We start from the raw sequence: 14,472 nt of genomic DNA on the forward strand, positions 1-14,472 counted from the left end.
AGGCACTCCCATGGGATTCCGTCCGACCCACATCCCCCTCCGCCTGGTGACCGGCGCCTACATCCTGAACTCGGGGCTCGGGAAGACCGACCTGGACGAGGGCACCGCCGCCTATCTCCGGTCCGCGGCGTCCAGGGCGTTCCCCCAGGTCGGCCAACTCGAGGCGCAGCAGTTCGGCAAGTTCCTCGCTGCGTCGGAGATCGGGATCGGCTCGGCGCTCCTCGCGCCGTTCGTTCCCAGCCGGCTGGCCGGGCTCGCGCTGCTCGCCTTCTCGGCAGGGATGCTGACCATGTACCTCCGGACCCCCGAGATGACCATGGAGGACGGCATCCGCCCGAGCCCGGACGGCATGGCCCTCGCGAAGGACAGCTGGATGACGGGCATCGCCCTGGCCCTCATCCTGGACCGCCGGAAGAAGTAGCACGGCGGCCAGGACGCGAGCACAGGAGGCCCCGGCATGTGCGGACGATTCGTCATCGCAGGGAACAAGGCGGACCTCGTCGACGCGTTCGACGTCGACGAGGCCGTCGAGGACGAGGTGCGGCCGTCGTGGAACGTGGCGCCGACCGACACCGTGCAGCTCGTCGTCGAGCGGTTGGACCCGCACACGGGCGAGCTCACGCGCCGGCTGGAACCGGCGCGCTGGGGGCTCATCCCCTCCTGGGCGAAGTCGGCGTCCGTGGGATCACGGATGATCAATGCCCGCAGCGAGACCGTGCTGGAGAAGCCGTCCTTCCGGTCCGCCGCGCTCAAGCGCCGCGCGATCGTTCCCGCGGATGGGTACTACGAGTGGCGGAAGAACGCCGACGGTTCGAAGACCCCCGTCTACCTGCACGGTGCCGACGGGTCCCTCCTGGGCTTCGCCGGGCTCTACGAGTTCTGGCGCGACCCGGCGACGGCGTCCGCCGGCCACCCCGAGGGGGAATGGGTGGTGAGCTGCACCATCATCACCCGCCCGGCGAGCGACGCCCTCGGCGAGATCCACGACCGCACACCGGTGATCGTGTCACCGGGGCTGCGGAGTGACTGGCTGGATCCACGCAACGACACCCGGCCGGCGGTGCAGGAACTCCTGGACGCCATCCCCGACCCGCACCTGGTGCCCCGCCTGGTCGGACCACGCGTCGGGTCGGTGCGCAACAACGGCCCCGACCTCATCGAGCCCCTCCCCGAGCAGGCGCCTGCCCCCTAGGGTCGGAGCATGACGACGAGCGGAACAGACGCATGATCAGGACGGACATCGCCCCGGGGGTCCATTACCTCGAGCACGCCAGGACGAACGTCTACCTCGTGGAGGACGACGACGGCCTCCTCCTGGTCGACACCGGGCTGCCCCGGTCGAAGAGGGTGCTCGTCGAGGCACTGACCCGGATCGGGCGCACGGTCGAGGAGATCCGGGGCATCGTGCTCACCCACGGGCACTTCGACCACGTGGGGACCGCCGAGCACCTGCGCTCCCACTACGGCATCCCGGTCTACTGCCACCCCGACGACGCCCGGATCGCCGCGCACCCCTACAGCTACGACCGGGAGCGGAGTCCGTTCCTGTATCCGCTGCGCTATCCACGCGCCGTGCCGGGGCTGCTGCGCATGACCATCGCCGGCGCCGTCGCGGTCCGTGGCGTGCGGAACACCCTGCCGCTCACCCCCGAGGTGGCCGCAGCGCTGCCCGGCTCGCCCCTCCTCGTCCCGACGCCGGGGCATACCAGGGGCCACTGCGCCCTGCACTTCCCCGACCGCGACGCCGTCATCAGCGGCGACGCCCTCGTCACGCTCGACCCCTACACGGGCCACCCCGGCCCGCAGGTCGTCGCCCGTGCCGCCACCGCCGACATGGCGACCGCGCTGCACTCCCTCGAGGCGCTGCGCTCCACCGCCGCGGCGACGGTCCTGCCCGGCCACGGGTTCCCCTGGCTCGCGGGCGTGGAGTCGGCGGTCGTGCAGGCGCTCGAGGTCGGCGGGCACTAGGCGCGGGCCGGCCTCCGCCGTCCGGCCGGGCGACACGATACGCTGACGGCATGGGCTGGTTGAGGCGTCAGACGATGGTGGGCTTCGCGCGCGGCACGGTGAAGCGCGGGGTGCTCACCATGGTCACGGCGCAGGCGGTGGTCATCGCCGGCGTCGTCGCCGTCGACGTGTACCAGAGGAGCCGGCGCACCAGGCGCCCGGCCTTCCCGCAGCCGGGCACGTTCCACACCACGATCGCCGAGACCGAGACCACCGTCTACACGTACGGCGAGGACCTCTTCGACGCGATGATCACCGCCATCGACGGCGCCCGGGAGCAGATCCTGCTCGAGACCTACATCTGGAAGGGCGACGAGGTGGGCCGGCGCTTCCGCGACGCCGTGAACCGGGCCGCGGACCGCGGCGTGGACGTCTTCGTCATCTACGACGGCTTCGCGAACCTGGTGGTCAATCCGTTCTTCTACGACTTCCACCCCGCCGTCAACGCCTACCGCTTCCCGGTCATCCGCCCGTCGATCGTCTTCACGAACATCCGCGGCACGGGCCTCGACCATCGCAAGGTCCTCGTGGTGGACGGCGAGGTCGGGTTCGTGGGCGGCTACAACCTGGGCACGGTGTACGCGACGAAATGGCGGGACACGCACCTGGAGATCCGCGGGCCGTCCGTCTGGGAGCTCCGCGAGGCCTTCGTCAGCTTCTGGAACCTCCGGGCCATCCCCAAGCGGCCCGAACTGCCGGACCTCAGCGCCACCTACTGGGAGCCTCGCATCCGCGCGGTCAACAACGTCCCGGCCATGCTGGTCTATCCCATCCGGGGGGTCTACCTGGATGCGATCAACCGCGCGCACAAGCACGTCTTCATCACCACCGCGTACTTCATCCCCGACCGGCAGATCCTCGACGCCCTGCTGCGCGCCAGCCGTCGCGGCGTGGACGTCCGGGTGATCCTCCCCGAGGATTCCAACCACGTGGTCTCCGACTGGCTGTCCCGCGGGTTCTACTCCTCCCTCATCAACGCTGGCGTGCGGATCCTGCTCTACCAGAACTCGATGATCCATGCGAAGACCGCGACGGTCGACGGCGAGTGGAGCACGGTCGGCACGGCCAACATCGACCGCCTCAGCCTCACGGGCAACTACGAGATCAACCTCGAGATCTTCGACCGGGACCTCGCGGCGACGATGGAGAAGATCTTCGCGGTGGACTCCTCCAACAGCCGCGAGCTGACCCGCGAGGAGTGGGAGAGCCGCCACCTGGTGGCCCGCGCCAGCGAGATCATCCTCGCTCCGCTGCGTCCGTTCCTCTGACCCTGGACGGCCCTCCGGATGCCCGTCCGGATGCCTGTCCGGACGCGGCGAAGCGCTCCAGGTAGCCGCGTTTCGAGGACTCCACGTGCCCGGCCATCAGGGCCTCGGCCTCCGCCCCGTTGCCGGCGTCGATCGCGGCGATGATGAGCCGGTGCTCGCCCCAGGACTGCTTCCCGCGATGGTCGACGTCGGCCGCGTACAGCCACTCGATCTTGCCGGAGATCTGCCGGAGCAGGGCGGCGAGCGATGAGCTGCCGCTGAGCTCGGCGACACCCAGGTGGAAGCGGATGTTCAGTTCGGGGAGCTCCGCGAGGGCGTCGGCCGCCACCGCGCGGTCGCCGTCGCCGAGGATGTCCGTGAGGGCCCGCCGGGCGGACCACCAGGCATGGTCCGGTGCGTCGGCGCCGAACTGGGCGGCGGCCCGGCGCGCCGCGCGCCGTGCGATCGTCGCCTCGATGACCCCGCGCACCGCGAAGAGGTCCTCGGCGTCGTCGAGCGGGATCGCCGCCACCGTGGAGCCGGCGTAGGGCCGGGATTCGACGAACCCCTCCGCCTCGAGCGCCCGCAGCGCCTCCCGCACGGGCACGCGGGAGACGCCGTACGTCGCCGCGAGTGCGGCCTCGATGATCCGGGTGCCGGGCGCCAGCACCCCGAAGATGATGTCGTGGCGGACGGCGCCGAGGACGCGCTGGGCTGCCCCGGCATCCTGGTCAGGCCGCACCGGCGTCGACCCTCCGGCTCGTCACGTCGCGCGCGGGGACGTCGCGCCCGGCTTCAGCGTCCTGCGGCATAGCCCTGGGCGCCGCGCGGATTGGCGGCGGCGGACAGCACGCCGGTCGCTGGGTCCCGGGTGACGGAGGAGAGCCGGCCCAGCGACCAGTCCCCCGCCCGCGTGACGACGTGCCCGCGGCGTTCGAGGTCCGCGATGACGTCCTCGCCCAGCCGGTCCTCGACCACGGCGCCGCCCGGCTCCCACGTGCGGGGCCAGAACGATCCCGGGATGGAGGTGGTGTGCAGGGACGGCGCGTCGATGGCCTGCTGCGGCGTGTAGCCGCCCACGATGGTGCGCAGGATGTAGAGCAGCTGCCACTGGTCCTGCTGGTCTCCGCCGGGTGAGCCGAGGGCGACGACGGGCGCGCCGTCCTTCAGGATGAGCGTGGGCGTGAGGGTGGTGCGCGGCCGCTTGCCGGGCTCGAGGCCGGACGGTGCGCCCTCCTCGAGCCACGTCATCTGGAGCCGCGACCCGAGGCAGAACCCGAGCTCGGGGATGGTCGGGGAGGACTGCAGCCAGCCGCCGCTCGGCGTCGCGGAGACCATGTTGCCGGCGGCGTCGACGACGTCGATGTGGCACGTGTCGCCGCGCGTCTCACCGCTGCGGGACACCGTGGGTTCGCCCACCCCGGCGAAGCCGCCTCCCCCGACCAGGGCGGGCGGGATGTAGTCGGTGCGCAGCGGCGGGGTGAAGGCGGTGAGGCCGGGCACGGTCCCGGGTCGGAACTCCAGGGACGCCTCATCGCCGATCAGCGCCCGCCGCGCGGCGGCGTACTCCGGGGACAGCAGCTGGTCCAGCGGGACGTCGGCGTCCCCGTAGTAGGCCTCGCGGTCCGCGATGGCGAGTTTCTGCGCCTCGAGGATGGTGTGGGCACCGATCGCGGTGGACGGATCGAGCCGCTCGTCGTCGAACCCGTCGAGGATGGCGAGCGTCTGCAGCAGGGCCGGGCCCTGGCCCCACGGTCCGGTCTTCGCGATGGTGTGGCCGCGGAACTCGAGGGTCGTGGCGTCCTCGTAGCCGGCCTCGAAGCCCGCGAAGTCCTCGAGCTCCAGGACGCCGGCGTGGTCGAGCCCGGAGGAGTGCCGGTGCGGTGTCCGGCTGAAGGCGACGGCGGCCCGCGCCACGAGCCCGGTGCGCCACTCGAGGCGTGCGGCGTCGATCCGCTCGGTCCTCGTTCCGACGTCCGCCCCGGCGTCGACGAGGGAGCCGAGCACGCGGGCGTAGGCCTCGTTGCGGATCAGCTCGCCTTCCCGTGGCGGCCTGCCCTCGGGCATCCACAGGGCGGCGGAGGTGGGCCAGTGCTCGGTGAAGAGGTCGGCGACGGCGGCGATGGTCGCCCCGACGCGGGCGAGGACCGGGTGGCCGTCACGGGCGTACCGAAGCGCGAAGGCGAGGACGTCCTCGAGTTCCCACGTGCCGTGGTCGCGCAGCAGGAGGAGCCAGGCGTCGACGGCGGCGGGCACCGCGGCAGCCAGGGCGCCGGCGCCCGGGACGAGTTCGAGGCCCTCGGCGCGGTAGTGCTCCCGTGTCGCGGCGGCCGGGGCGGGCCCCTGGCCCATGAGGACGACCGGCCGGTCGGGAGCCTCCGCGGTGGCGAAGACACCCGTCATGTCCCCGCCGGGTCCGTTGAGGTGGGGCTCGACGACGTGGAGCACGAACGCCCCGGCGACGGCGGCGTCGAACGCGTTGCCGCCGCGCTCCAGCACGGCCTGCGCCGAGGCTGTCGCCAGCCAGTGCGTCGAGGCGCTCATGCCGAACGTGCCCTGCAGCGTGGGTCGGGTGGTGAAGGAGGGAGGGGGTGTGTACGTCATCGGGTCACTTTCCGCTGGAGAACCTCGTGCGACTGCATTGAATACAATCACCCGTACGACGATAAGCTTCGTATACATTCACGGCAAGGCTGGAACCAAAGGACATCATCGTGACGAAGCATCGGGTGGCGACGGACCGCCTTCATCTGTGGCTCATGCTCGCCCTGACCTTCTCCACCGGGGTGATCGACGCCGTCGGCTACCTGGGGCTCGACCGCGTCTTCACGGGCAACATGACCGGCAACGTGGTGCTCCTCGGCATGGCGTTCGCCGGCGGCGCCGATCTGCCGGTCCTCCGGCCCGCACTGGCCCTGGTCTTCTTCATGGTGGGTGCGGCTCTGGCCGGCCGGGCGCTGCGGAAAGGGCCCGAGGGGTGGTCCGGTCACACCTCGAGCACCCTCCTGACGGTGACGGCGGGCCTGACCCTCCTCGCCGTGTACACGGCCGTGGTCGATGTGAGGGCCGAGGAGATCCTGGGCAGCATCACGACGTCGGTGCTCGCGACCGTGATGGGCATCCAGGCCGCGACGGCCAAGCGCCTGAAGGTCGCCGAGATCACCACCGTCGTCGTCACATCCACCATGACCGGCCTCGCCTCGGACTCGCGTCTCGCCGGCGGGAAGAGCCCCTTCTGGGCCCGCCGGGCCTCCGCGATCGCCCTCATCATGGCCGGCGCCGTCGTCGGTGCCCTGACCCTGGAGGTCGGCCTCTGGCTCGGCATCGCCGTGTCGGCGCTCCTCTCCGCCGTCGTCACCCTCCTCGGGCACATCCGGCACCGCCAGGAGGTGTCCGGACGCACTGCAGGGAACGTCGAGGAAGCCGCACTACGGTAGGGGGATGGAACACCTCGAGCGGCAGTACGCATTCCACCGGCTGGCGCGTTCCTGGCCGCAGTACCGCTGGTGGAAGCCGCTGATCACCGCCCTCCTCGGCGGCGTGTTCTACCTCGTTCTCGTGCTGCTGGCCCTGGTCACGGGCCTCGCCCTCGCGAGCCTCTCGTCCGGTGGCGTGGGGTCCTACTTCGAGTCCCTGTCGGTGCTGGATCTCACCGACCCCGTGATGTTCGCCTTCACCCTCGCCTCCCTGATCCTGATGATCCCGGCGCTCGCCCTCGCCGCCCTGATCATGGGACCCCGACCGATCGGCCTCCTCTCGTCCGTGGCCGGCCGCATCCGGTGGCGGTGGCTCGCCACCTGCGCGGCCGTCGCCGTCGCCGTGTTCCTCGTGAACCTCGCGGTCTCCTTCGGCATCGGAGCGCTCTTCCCCGCGGAGGCGGAGCTTCTGCCCCCTCCGCCGGAGACCTCCACCCTGCTGATCCTGCTGGCCCTGTCCGTCCTCGCCGTCCCGTTCCAGGCCGCAGCCGAGGAGTACGTGTTCCGCGGGTTCCTCATGCAGGCCATCGGCAGCTGGCTCAGGCACCCAGCGTTCGCGATCCTGCTCCCCGTGCCGCTCTTCGTCCTCGGCCACGGCTACGACCCGCTCGGGCAGGTCGACGTGGCGGTCTTCGCGATCTTCGCGGGCTGGATCACCTGGCGGACGGGTGGGCTGGAGGCGGCGATCGCGGTCCATGCGGTCAACAACATGACCATCTTCCTCCTCGGGGCCTTCGGCCTCGTGGATGTGAACTCCACCGAGGGGTCCGTGAGCGGGCTCGCCCTGTCCGCGGCGACCATGGCCGTCACGGCGGTAACCATCGTCCGGCTCGCGGACCGGCGGGGCATCGCCCGGACGCGGACCGTCCCCGCGTGGCCCGTGCCGGAACCGGCGAACGGGGTGCCGGGCCCGCCCCTCCCCCCGCGACAGATGATCGAGGACTGACCGCTGACGACCGACCGCCCGGGGGCTGACGGAGATCAGGCCTCGACCCGCAGCCCCATGCCCTCCGCGAGGACGGGGGCCAGCAGGAGCAGCTGGTGCTCGTCGATCGTGGCGCCCCGCAACCCGTCGAGACCGTTGATGCCGCGGAAGCTGCTGGTGCGGAGGTCGGTGTCCTCCAGCCGGGCGCCGTCGAGCGTGAGGGTGCCGATGGTGCAGTCCCGCAACGCCAGGCGGGTGGCCCGGGCCCCCGTGAGGTCCAGTTCGCCGATGATGCAGCCGCTCACCAGGACGTCCGTCAGCTGGGCGGCACGCAGGTTCACGTAGTCGAGCTTGCCGCCGTCGAGGTGGACGCCGTCTAGCCTGGTGTCGTACAGCTCCGCGGAACCCCACCGGGTGCGGCGCAGCGAGGTCCGGCGCCAGATGCTGCGCGGGGCCCGCAGGACCGGCGCGAAGAGGTCCTCGAAGGAGCAGCCGAGGAAGCGGGCGCCACGCAGTTCGGTGTCGTTCAGGGACACCGCCCCGAGCACGCACTCCTGCAGCGTGATCCCGGCGAGGTCCTCGCCGTCGAGCACGACCCGCTCGTAGTGCTCGCCCTCCCGGTGATCGCCGTCGAGGAGCTGCGGCGCGTCGACGCGCGTGAGCCCCGTCGGCGGCTGCAGGGACAGGCGTGGTGCGGGGGTGCTGCGCGGGGGGCGCGGTGGCATCGGTGGGTCCGTTCGTCGTTCGGCCGGGCCTCCATCCAATCACCGCACGGCCGGACGCAACACGCCGCACCCGTAGTGTGGAGGACATGGAATCCCCGATCGAGAGCTACCTGAAGACCATCCACCGGGAGATCTCCGATCTCAGGGACGGCAAGCCCTACAGCACCATCCCTGCCATGGCGAACGTGGATCCCGACAACTTCGGGATCTGCCTGACCACCGTGGACGGCTACATGTACGAGGTGGGCGACACCCGCGAGGAGTTCACCATCCAGTCCATCTCGAAGCCCTTCACGTACGGGCTGGCGCTGGCCGACCTCGGCATGGAGGCCGTGGACGCCAAGGTGGACGTCGAGCCTTCCGGGGACACGTTCAACGAGATCTCCCTCGCGCCCGGCAGCGGCCGTCCCTCGAACGCGATGATCAACGCCGGTGCGCTCACGGCCACCTCCCTCGTCCGGTCACGGGGCGGCAACAAGCGGTTCAAGCGCATCCTCAGCACCTACTCGCAGTTCGCGGGCCGCCAGCTGGGCGTCGACGAGGAGATCTTCCGCTCGGAGCTCGAGCACGGGCACCGGAACCGCGCGCTCGCCTACATGCTGCGGTCCTTCGACATCATCGAGGACGATCCCACGCCCGTCATCGAGGACTACTTCCGGCAGTGCTCGGTCATGGTCAACTGCATGGACCTCGCGGTGATGGCGGCCACCCTCGCGAACGCGGGCCGCAACCCGCTGACAGGCGTCGAGGTGCTGGACCTGCTCGCCGTCGAGCGCGTCCTGTCCGTCATGACGACGTGCGGCATGTACGACGACGCCGGCTCGTGGATCAGCACGGTGGGCATGCCCGCCAAGAGCGGCGTGGGCGGCGGGACGATCGCCGTCCTGCCGGGCCAGGTGGGGCTCGCCATCTACTCGCCTCCCCTCGACGAGCACGGCAGCAGCGTCCGCGGCATGGCGACGAGCCAGCGCCTCTCCCGCGACATGGAGCTGCACTTCGTGCGGGCCGCGCGGGCCGGGAAGTCGGCCATCCGGGCCCGCTACGACATCCTGGCGTCGCCGTCCGGTATCCGCCGGACCGACGAGGCGATGGACGTCCTCCGGGAGCACGGACACCAGGCCATGGTGATCGAGCTCAACGGCGACCTCCTGTTCGCCGGCACGGAGTCCATGGTGCGTGAACTGAGCGGGCTCGACGACGACGTCGACTTCGTGGTCCTCGACCTCCGCCGCGTCGACGAGGTCGCCGACGTCTCCCTCCGCCTGCTCGGCGAGGTGCGCGAGAACCTCGCGAAGGTCGGGTGCGACCTGGTGCTCATCGACGGCGAGGGAACCCTCGCGGAGACCTTCAAGGACGTGGACCGGCCCGTCCCCACGTTCGACACCCGCACCGCCGCGGTCGAGTGGTGCGAGAACGAACTGATCACGCGGTACGGCGGGGACCTCCTGCTGCCGTCGAGGGTCGAGGTGGCCCAGTGTCCGGCGCTGAGCCCCCTCACGGACGACGACGTCGAGTCCCTCACGGGCCGGATGGAGGACCGCGCGTACGAGAAGGGGCACGTGGTCCGGCGCGTGGGCCAGTCCTTCGGCGGCGTCTACTTCATCCTCTCCGGCAGGATCGTCACCTCGGTGCCCGGGCCCAGCGGCGAACGGCTCAAACTGACGACGCTCAGCGCCGGCATGACCTTCGGCGAACTGGCCCTCGGCAGCGACAACCGCCAGGAGACCACGGTGAAGGCGCTGGAGGACGTGCACGTCAAGGTCCTGACGGCGCAGGCCATCCGGGACATCGAGAAGGAGGACCCGCGCCTCGCCGTGGAACTCTGGAAGGCGCTGACCCGCGACGCGTACACCCGCGTGGACCTGTACCTGCGCGAGAGCGCGGTGCGGATCCGGGACTGAGTCCCGCCCGGGGCCGTGTGGAATACTTCTACCTCACACGCGGCTCCTGCCACCCGTCGGGACCCGCCGAGGGAGTGCCTGATGACCACCGTATCCCGAGCCCTTGTGGCGTCATTCCTCGCGGCGGTGACGGTGGGGGCCTTCCTCCTGCTCGCCGGAATGGTCGGCAGTGACTCCGCACCGGTTGTCGCGCCCCCCGCGTCCCTTCCCGCCCGGGAGGAGACGACGGCAGCCGCCGCCCAGGGCTGGGGTCCGGTGGTCGCCGGTGACGAGTTCGACTACACCGGGGCGCCGGACGCCGGCAAGTGGGACGTCTACGACTCCCCCGGCCACGCCGGTCACGGCATCCGCAGCCCCCGGCAGGTCACCGTGGACGGGACGGCGGCGGTCCTCAGCGGGACCGCCGACGGCACGACGGCGGGGATGTCCGCGAAGTTCGCCCGGCAGAAGTACGGTCGGTGGGAGATCCGGGCGGCGGGCTCCGGCGACGACGAATACCACATGGTGTCGATCCTCTGGCCCGACTCCGGGAACTGGCCGTGCGACGGCGAAGTGAATTTCGCGGAGACGACCGGCGACTGGAACGTCATCAAGTTCTTCCTTCACTACTCCTGCGCGGACTCGCAGGTCTCCGTGTCGAGAGCCCTCGACGTGTCCCGGTTCCACAACTACGCGGTGGACTGGTCGCCCGCGGGGGTGGTCGGGTACGTGGACGGCGTGAAGTGGTTCGAGGACGCGACGCCCGCCCGCCAGCCTCCGGGGCCCATGCATCAGACCCTCCAACTCGACTGGTTCCCCGACAGCACGGCGGACGGTACCGCGGAGATGCGGGTCGACTGGGTGCGGGTGTACGCCGCCGCAGACGCCCCCGCCGCCGCCGGGACGCGGACCACCGGCGCGTGGGACGCGCAGCCGTCGGGGACGTGAACCCCTCGAGCGCACGTGCCCGATGGACAACGGCGCCCGGTGACGCGACGGCCGCCTAGACTGGCGACGTGCGTGGCCGTCGGGGCCGGCGGCACGGGGAAGGCTGACACGCGATGACGGTGCTGATAGCGGGCTGCGGGGATCTCGGGACCGAGGTGGGGCTGCGGCTGGCCGCCCGGGGCGAGCGCGTGGTCGGCTGGCGCCGCTCCGCCGGGCTCCTCCCCGCCCCGATCGAGGGTGTGTCCGTCGACCTCACGCGGCACCTGCCGCCGATCCCCGCGGACACCGACGTCGTCGTTCTCGCCACGGCCGCAGGGGGCCGCACCGAGGCCGCCTACCGCAGCGCCTATGTCGACTCGACCCGGAACGTCCTGGCCGCCCTCGAGCGCGACGGCGTCACGCCCCGGCGGGTCCTCTTCGTGTCCTCCACCGCGGTGTACGGGGACTTCGACGGCGCTCTCGTCACCGAGGACACACCCGCGGAGAGCACGGCCCCCACGGCCCGCCTGATCAGGGAGGCCGAGCAGCTGCTCCTCGAGGGCACGGACCACGGGACGGTGCTCCGGCTCTCGGGTATCTACGGCCCCGGCCGCACGCGCCTGATCGACCAGGTGCGGAGCGGGAGCGCGGTGCTTCCCGCAGCGCCGCAGTGGACCAACCGGATCCACCGCGACGACGCCGCGGCGGCCATCGTGCACCTGGTCGCCGAGGTCGCGTCCCCCGCACCGGTCTACCTCGGCAGCGACGAACTGCCCGTGGACCTCGGCGAGGTGCTGCGGTTCCTGGCCGCCGAACTGGACCTGCCGGAACCGCCGCCGGGTGCGTCGGCACCGAGCCGGGGCGGTGCCCGCCGCGTGGACAGCAGCCTGCTCCGGTCCACCGGCTTCACCTTCACGTATCCGACCTACCGCGAGGGCTACCGGGCGGTACTCGCCGGGGAGGGCGTCAGGCACCCCTAGGCGAGGCGGCCTCCGCCGCCGACCGCGCCCGCGCGGTGAGGCGCCCCAGCCGGACGAGGGACCACCCGAAGATGCTCACCACGAGCAGGTTCCGCAGCGTCAGCAGGACGGCGACGGCGGGATCCAGGTCGTAGCGCAGGGCGTCGTAGAACACGGGATAGACGAGCGTCGTCAGCGCGGCGGTCACGAGCATCGCGATCGCCGGGTAGCGCCACTCGGCCGCCCGGTCGAGCACGAGGGCCGCGGCGATCGTCGCCGCGATCCACAGCATGAACTGCGGCGACCCCACCTTGTTGAACACGACGAGCGTGCTGACGAGGGCCAGTGACCCGGTGGCGAGCAGCGCCCCCGGCTCGGCACCCCGGTGCAGCGCGACCCCGAGGAACACCGCGACCAGGACCACCGTGAGCGCGAGCAGCGGCGACATCAGGTCCCCCACGAGTCCGCTCAGGGCACCCCGGACCTCCATGGTGTTGATGACCTCGTCCTCGAAGAAGTAGGCACCGGAGGCCCCCGTGATCGCCTGCCACACGCCCGGCGTGCTGAGCGGCGCCTCGAGCTGCATGCCCCGGGCGCCCTGCGCGCTCAGGAACCCGGTGAGGTTGCGGACGTCGCCGAACACCGCGACGACGACGGCGATGCCCGCCGTGAGCGCCACCCCCGCAGCGAGGATCCGGAGCCGGCCCTCCCGGACGACCACGAGCGCCGCGAGCACCACCGCGGCAGGCCACACCTTCATCCAGGTGGCGGCGCTGAGCACCAGGGAGGCGAGGAACGGTCGGGTGGCGACGATCAGCAGCGCGGTGATGACCAGCGGCGCGGTCAGCCCGTCGATCCTGCCCACGGCCACGGGTCCGAGGAGCGCGGTGGCGGTGAGCCACCAGTAGGCCGCGGTGAACGACGACGGCGTGCCCCGCCGGATCAGGGCGGCGACGCCGACGGCGTTGAGGCCCGCGAACAGCACGAACCAGGCGAACTGGTACAGGTAGGGCCCGAACACCGCGGCGGCGAGCATCGGGGCGAGTGCGCCGACGGGGTAGACCCACGCCGTGTCGATGCCCTGCCACACGCCGTCGCCCAGGGCCTGGTACGCCCACTGCCGGTAGAAGCGGATGTCGCTGAGCACTCCCCCGGCGAGGATGAAGGGCAGCAGCCGGGCGAGGAATCCGAGGTGGATGAGGCCGAAGAACAACCACACCGAACGGGCGCTGTTGCGGGTCTCCGGACGGGGCGGGCGGATGCGCACGGGTGGCTCCTGATCGGCGGGTGGCGGCAGCGGTAATCGTCTCACCCGCCGCGTGGCCCGCGCGAATCCCCGACGGCCCGGACCGTCACCTGCGTACGGACCCGGTCACCGCCTCGAGGGCACGTACCCGAGCGCCTTGTCGACGACGCCGGGCAGCGGCCGGCCCTCTAGCCACAGCAGGAAGTTCCGCTCGAACTGCGCGGCGAGGTCGTCCAGCCAGGAATCGGCGTTGCTCGCCATGTGCGGGGTGACGAGGACCGTCGGCAGGGACCACAGCGGGTGGCCGGGCGGCAGCGGCTCGACGGCGACCGTGTCCAGCACCGCACCCGCGAGCGCCCCGCTCGTGAGCGCGCGGACCAGCGCCCCCTCGTCCACGAGCCGGCCCCGGCCCACGTTGATGAGGACGGCGGAGGACGGCAGCGCTGCGATGACCTCCGCGCTGACGAGGTGCTCGGTGGCCGGGGTCAGGGGTGCCACGAGGACGAGCCAGTCGACGTCGCCCACGACGTGCGCCAGGTCGGCGGAGGCATGGATGCGGCCGAAGTCGTCGTCGTGCCCGACGGCGGTGCGGCCCGCCCCCTCGACCTGCACCCCGACGGCGCGGAGGAGCCGCGCCGTGCGGCGGCCGATGCTGCCCGTACCGACGACGAGCGCACGGGTCCCGGCGATGTTCCGGCCCTCGCGCCACCTCCACTGCCCGGCCCGCTGCTGGTCGCGCAGCGGGCCGAAGCCCTTCGCGGAGTGGAGCATGGCGCCGAGGACGTACTCGGCCATCGGCTGGTCGAAGACGCCGTGCGCGTTGGTCACGACGACGTCGGAGGCCACGAGCCCGGGGAACAGGAGCTTGTCCACGCCGGCTGCGGCGACGTGCAGCCACCGCAGGGATCCGGCGGCATGCCAGGCGGCGGGCAGCGCCCCCGAGAAGTAGTCCCACAGGTAGAGCACGTCGGCGCCGTCGAGCGCCCGGTCGAGCCCGGCAGCCCGGGTGATCCTCACCTCGGCCAGGTCGGCGACGCGCTCGAGCCCCCGTACGGGCCGCGCCCCCTCGAGGACTGCCAC

At 71.8% G+C, this 14,472-nt stretch carries 14 protein-coding genes; 9 read left to right on the forward strand and 5 right to left on the reverse strand.

The window, feature by feature from the left end; all coding sequences use genetic code 11:
* The first annotated feature begins 10 nt into the window (after positions 1-10).
* The 4 genes from ACX80P_RS06180 to ACX80P_RS06195 are packed head-to-tail and all read left to right on the forward strand — an operon-like array spanning position 11 to position 3,275.
* Positions 11-421, forward strand: coding sequence for a hypothetical protein (locus tag ACX80P_RS06180; RefSeq protein ID WP_459277182.1), 411 nt, complete (start codon positions 11-13; stop codon positions 419-421).
* A 36-nt stretch (positions 422-457) separates the two neighbouring features.
* The gene (locus tag ACX80P_RS06185) at positions 458-1,192 is read left to right on the forward strand and encodes an SOS response-associated peptidase (protein ID WP_459277183.1); all 735 of its coding nucleotides are present in this window, start codon (positions 458-460) and stop codon (positions 1,190-1,192) included.
* A 32-nt stretch (positions 1,193-1,224) separates the two neighbouring features.
* Entirely contained in the window at positions 1,225-1,968 is a 744-nt protein-coding gene (locus ACX80P_RS06190; protein WP_459277184.1) for an MBL fold metallo-hydrolase, read from the forward strand.
* A gap of 50 nt (positions 1,969-2,018) precedes the next feature.
* Positions 2,019-3,275: a phospholipase D-like domain-containing protein gene (locus ACX80P_RS06195; protein ID WP_459277185.1), complete on the forward strand. Its 1,257-nt coding sequence runs from the start codon at positions 2,019-2,021 to the stop codon at positions 3,273-3,275.
* Here ACX80P_RS06195 and ACX80P_RS06200 read toward each other — a convergent pair.
* The gene (locus tag ACX80P_RS06200) at positions 3,244-3,996 is read right to left on the reverse strand and encodes a GntR family transcriptional regulator (RefSeq protein WP_459277186.1); all 753 of its coding nucleotides are present in this window, start codon (positions 3,994-3,996) and stop codon (positions 3,244-3,246) included. The genes ACX80P_RS06195 and ACX80P_RS06200 overlap by 32 nt on opposite strands.
* Before the next feature lie 53 nt (positions 3,997-4,049).
* Positions 4,050-5,858, reverse strand: a complete 1,809-nt coding sequence (locus tag ACX80P_RS06205) for a gamma-glutamyltransferase family protein (protein WP_459277187.1) — start codon at positions 5,856-5,858, stop codon at positions 4,050-4,052.
* A 110-nt stretch (positions 5,859-5,968) separates the two neighbouring features.
* Here ACX80P_RS06205 and ACX80P_RS06210 point away from each other — a divergent pair, with 110 nt between their 5' ends.
* Positions 5,969-6,691, forward strand: a complete 723-nt coding sequence (locus ACX80P_RS06210; RefSeq protein WP_459277188.1) for a YoaK family protein — start codon at positions 5,969-5,971, stop codon at positions 6,689-6,691.
* Between the two features lie 4 nt (positions 6,692-6,695).
* Entirely contained in the window at positions 6,696-7,676 is a 981-nt protein-coding gene (locus tag ACX80P_RS06215) for a CPBP family intramembrane glutamic endopeptidase (RefSeq protein WP_459277189.1), read from the forward strand.
* 35 nt (positions 7,677-7,711) lie between these two features.
* Here the strand turns inward: ACX80P_RS06215 and ACX80P_RS06220 are convergent, their stop codons facing one another.
* On the reverse strand, positions 7,712-8,380 hold the full coding sequence (locus tag ACX80P_RS06220) for a pentapeptide repeat-containing protein (protein WP_459277190.1): 669 nt from the start codon (positions 8,378-8,380) through the stop codon (positions 7,712-7,714).
* An 86-nt stretch (positions 8,381-8,466) separates the two neighbouring features.
* Here ACX80P_RS06220 and glsA point away from each other — a divergent pair, with 86 nt between their 5' ends.
* The 3 genes from glsA to ACX80P_RS06235 all read left to right on the forward strand — a co-directional run bounded on the left by glsA (position 8,467) and on the right by ACX80P_RS06235 (position 12,167).
* Positions 8,467-10,281, forward strand: coding sequence for a glutaminase A (gene glsA / locus ACX80P_RS06225; protein WP_459277191.1), 1,815 nt, complete (start codon positions 8,467-8,469; stop codon positions 10,279-10,281).
* A gap of 81 nt (positions 10,282-10,362) precedes the next feature.
* Positions 10,363-11,208 (forward strand): glycoside hydrolase family 16 protein, encoded by an 846-nt coding sequence (locus ACX80P_RS06230; RefSeq protein ID WP_459277192.1) that lies wholly within the window; start codon positions 10,363-10,365, stop codon positions 11,206-11,208.
* A gap of 113 nt (positions 11,209-11,321) precedes the next feature.
* The gene (locus tag ACX80P_RS06235) at positions 11,322-12,167 is read left to right on the forward strand and encodes an NAD-dependent epimerase/dehydratase family protein (RefSeq protein WP_459277193.1); all 846 of its coding nucleotides are present in this window, start codon (positions 11,322-11,324) and stop codon (positions 12,165-12,167) included.
* Here the strand turns inward: ACX80P_RS06235 and ACX80P_RS06240 are convergent.
* Both ACX80P_RS06240 and ACX80P_RS06245 read right to left on the reverse strand, forming a co-directional pair.
* Positions 12,154-13,413, reverse strand: coding sequence for a glycosyltransferase 87 family protein (locus tag ACX80P_RS06240; RefSeq protein ID WP_459277194.1), 1,260 nt, complete (start codon positions 13,411-13,413; stop codon positions 12,154-12,156). The two genes, ACX80P_RS06235 and ACX80P_RS06240, sit on opposite strands and share 14 nt — an antisense overlap.
* 105 nt (positions 13,414-13,518) lie before the next feature.
* Complete coding sequence (locus tag ACX80P_RS06245; RefSeq protein WP_459277195.1) at positions 13,519-14,472, reverse strand: D-2-hydroxyacid dehydrogenase; 954 nt, start codon at positions 14,470-14,472, stop codon at positions 13,519-13,521.

This window comes from Arthrobacter arabinosi, from assembly GCF_054511115.1.

Coding starts and splice junctions, on each gene's coding strand:
- ACX80P_RS06180 (WP_459277182.1), top strand. CDS start 11: ATGGGATTCCGTCCGACCCACATCCCCCTCCGCCTGGTGACCGGCGCC.
- ACX80P_RS06185 (WP_459277183.1), top strand. CDS start 458: ATGTGCGGACGATTCGTCATCGCAGGGAACAAGGCGGACCTCGTCGAC.
- ACX80P_RS06190 (WP_459277184.1), top strand. CDS start 1,225: ATGATCAGGACGGACATCGCCCCGGGGGTCCATTACCTCGAGCACGCC.
- ACX80P_RS06195 (WP_459277185.1), top strand. CDS start 2,019: ATGGGCTGGTTGAGGCGTCAGACGATGGTGGGCTTCGCGCGCGGCACG.
- ACX80P_RS06205 (WP_459277187.1), bottom strand. CDS start 5,858: ATGACGTACACACCCCCTCCCTCCTTCACCACCCGACCCACGCTGCAG.
- ACX80P_RS06215 (WP_459277189.1), top strand. CDS start 6,696: ATGGAACACCTCGAGCGGCAGTACGCATTCCACCGGCTGGCGCGTTCC.
- ACX80P_RS06220 (WP_459277190.1), bottom strand. CDS start 8,380: ATGCCACCGCGCCCCCCGCGCAGCACCCCCGCACCACGCCTGTCCCTG.
- glsA (WP_459277191.1), top strand. CDS start 8,467: ATGGAATCCCCGATCGAGAGCTACCTGAAGACCATCCACCGGGAGATC.
- ACX80P_RS06230 (WP_459277192.1), top strand. CDS start 10,363: ATGACCACCGTATCCCGAGCCCTTGTGGCGTCATTCCTCGCGGCGGTG.
- ACX80P_RS06235 (WP_459277193.1), top strand. CDS start 11,322: ATGACGGTGCTGATAGCGGGCTGCGGGGATCTCGGGACCGAGGTGGGG.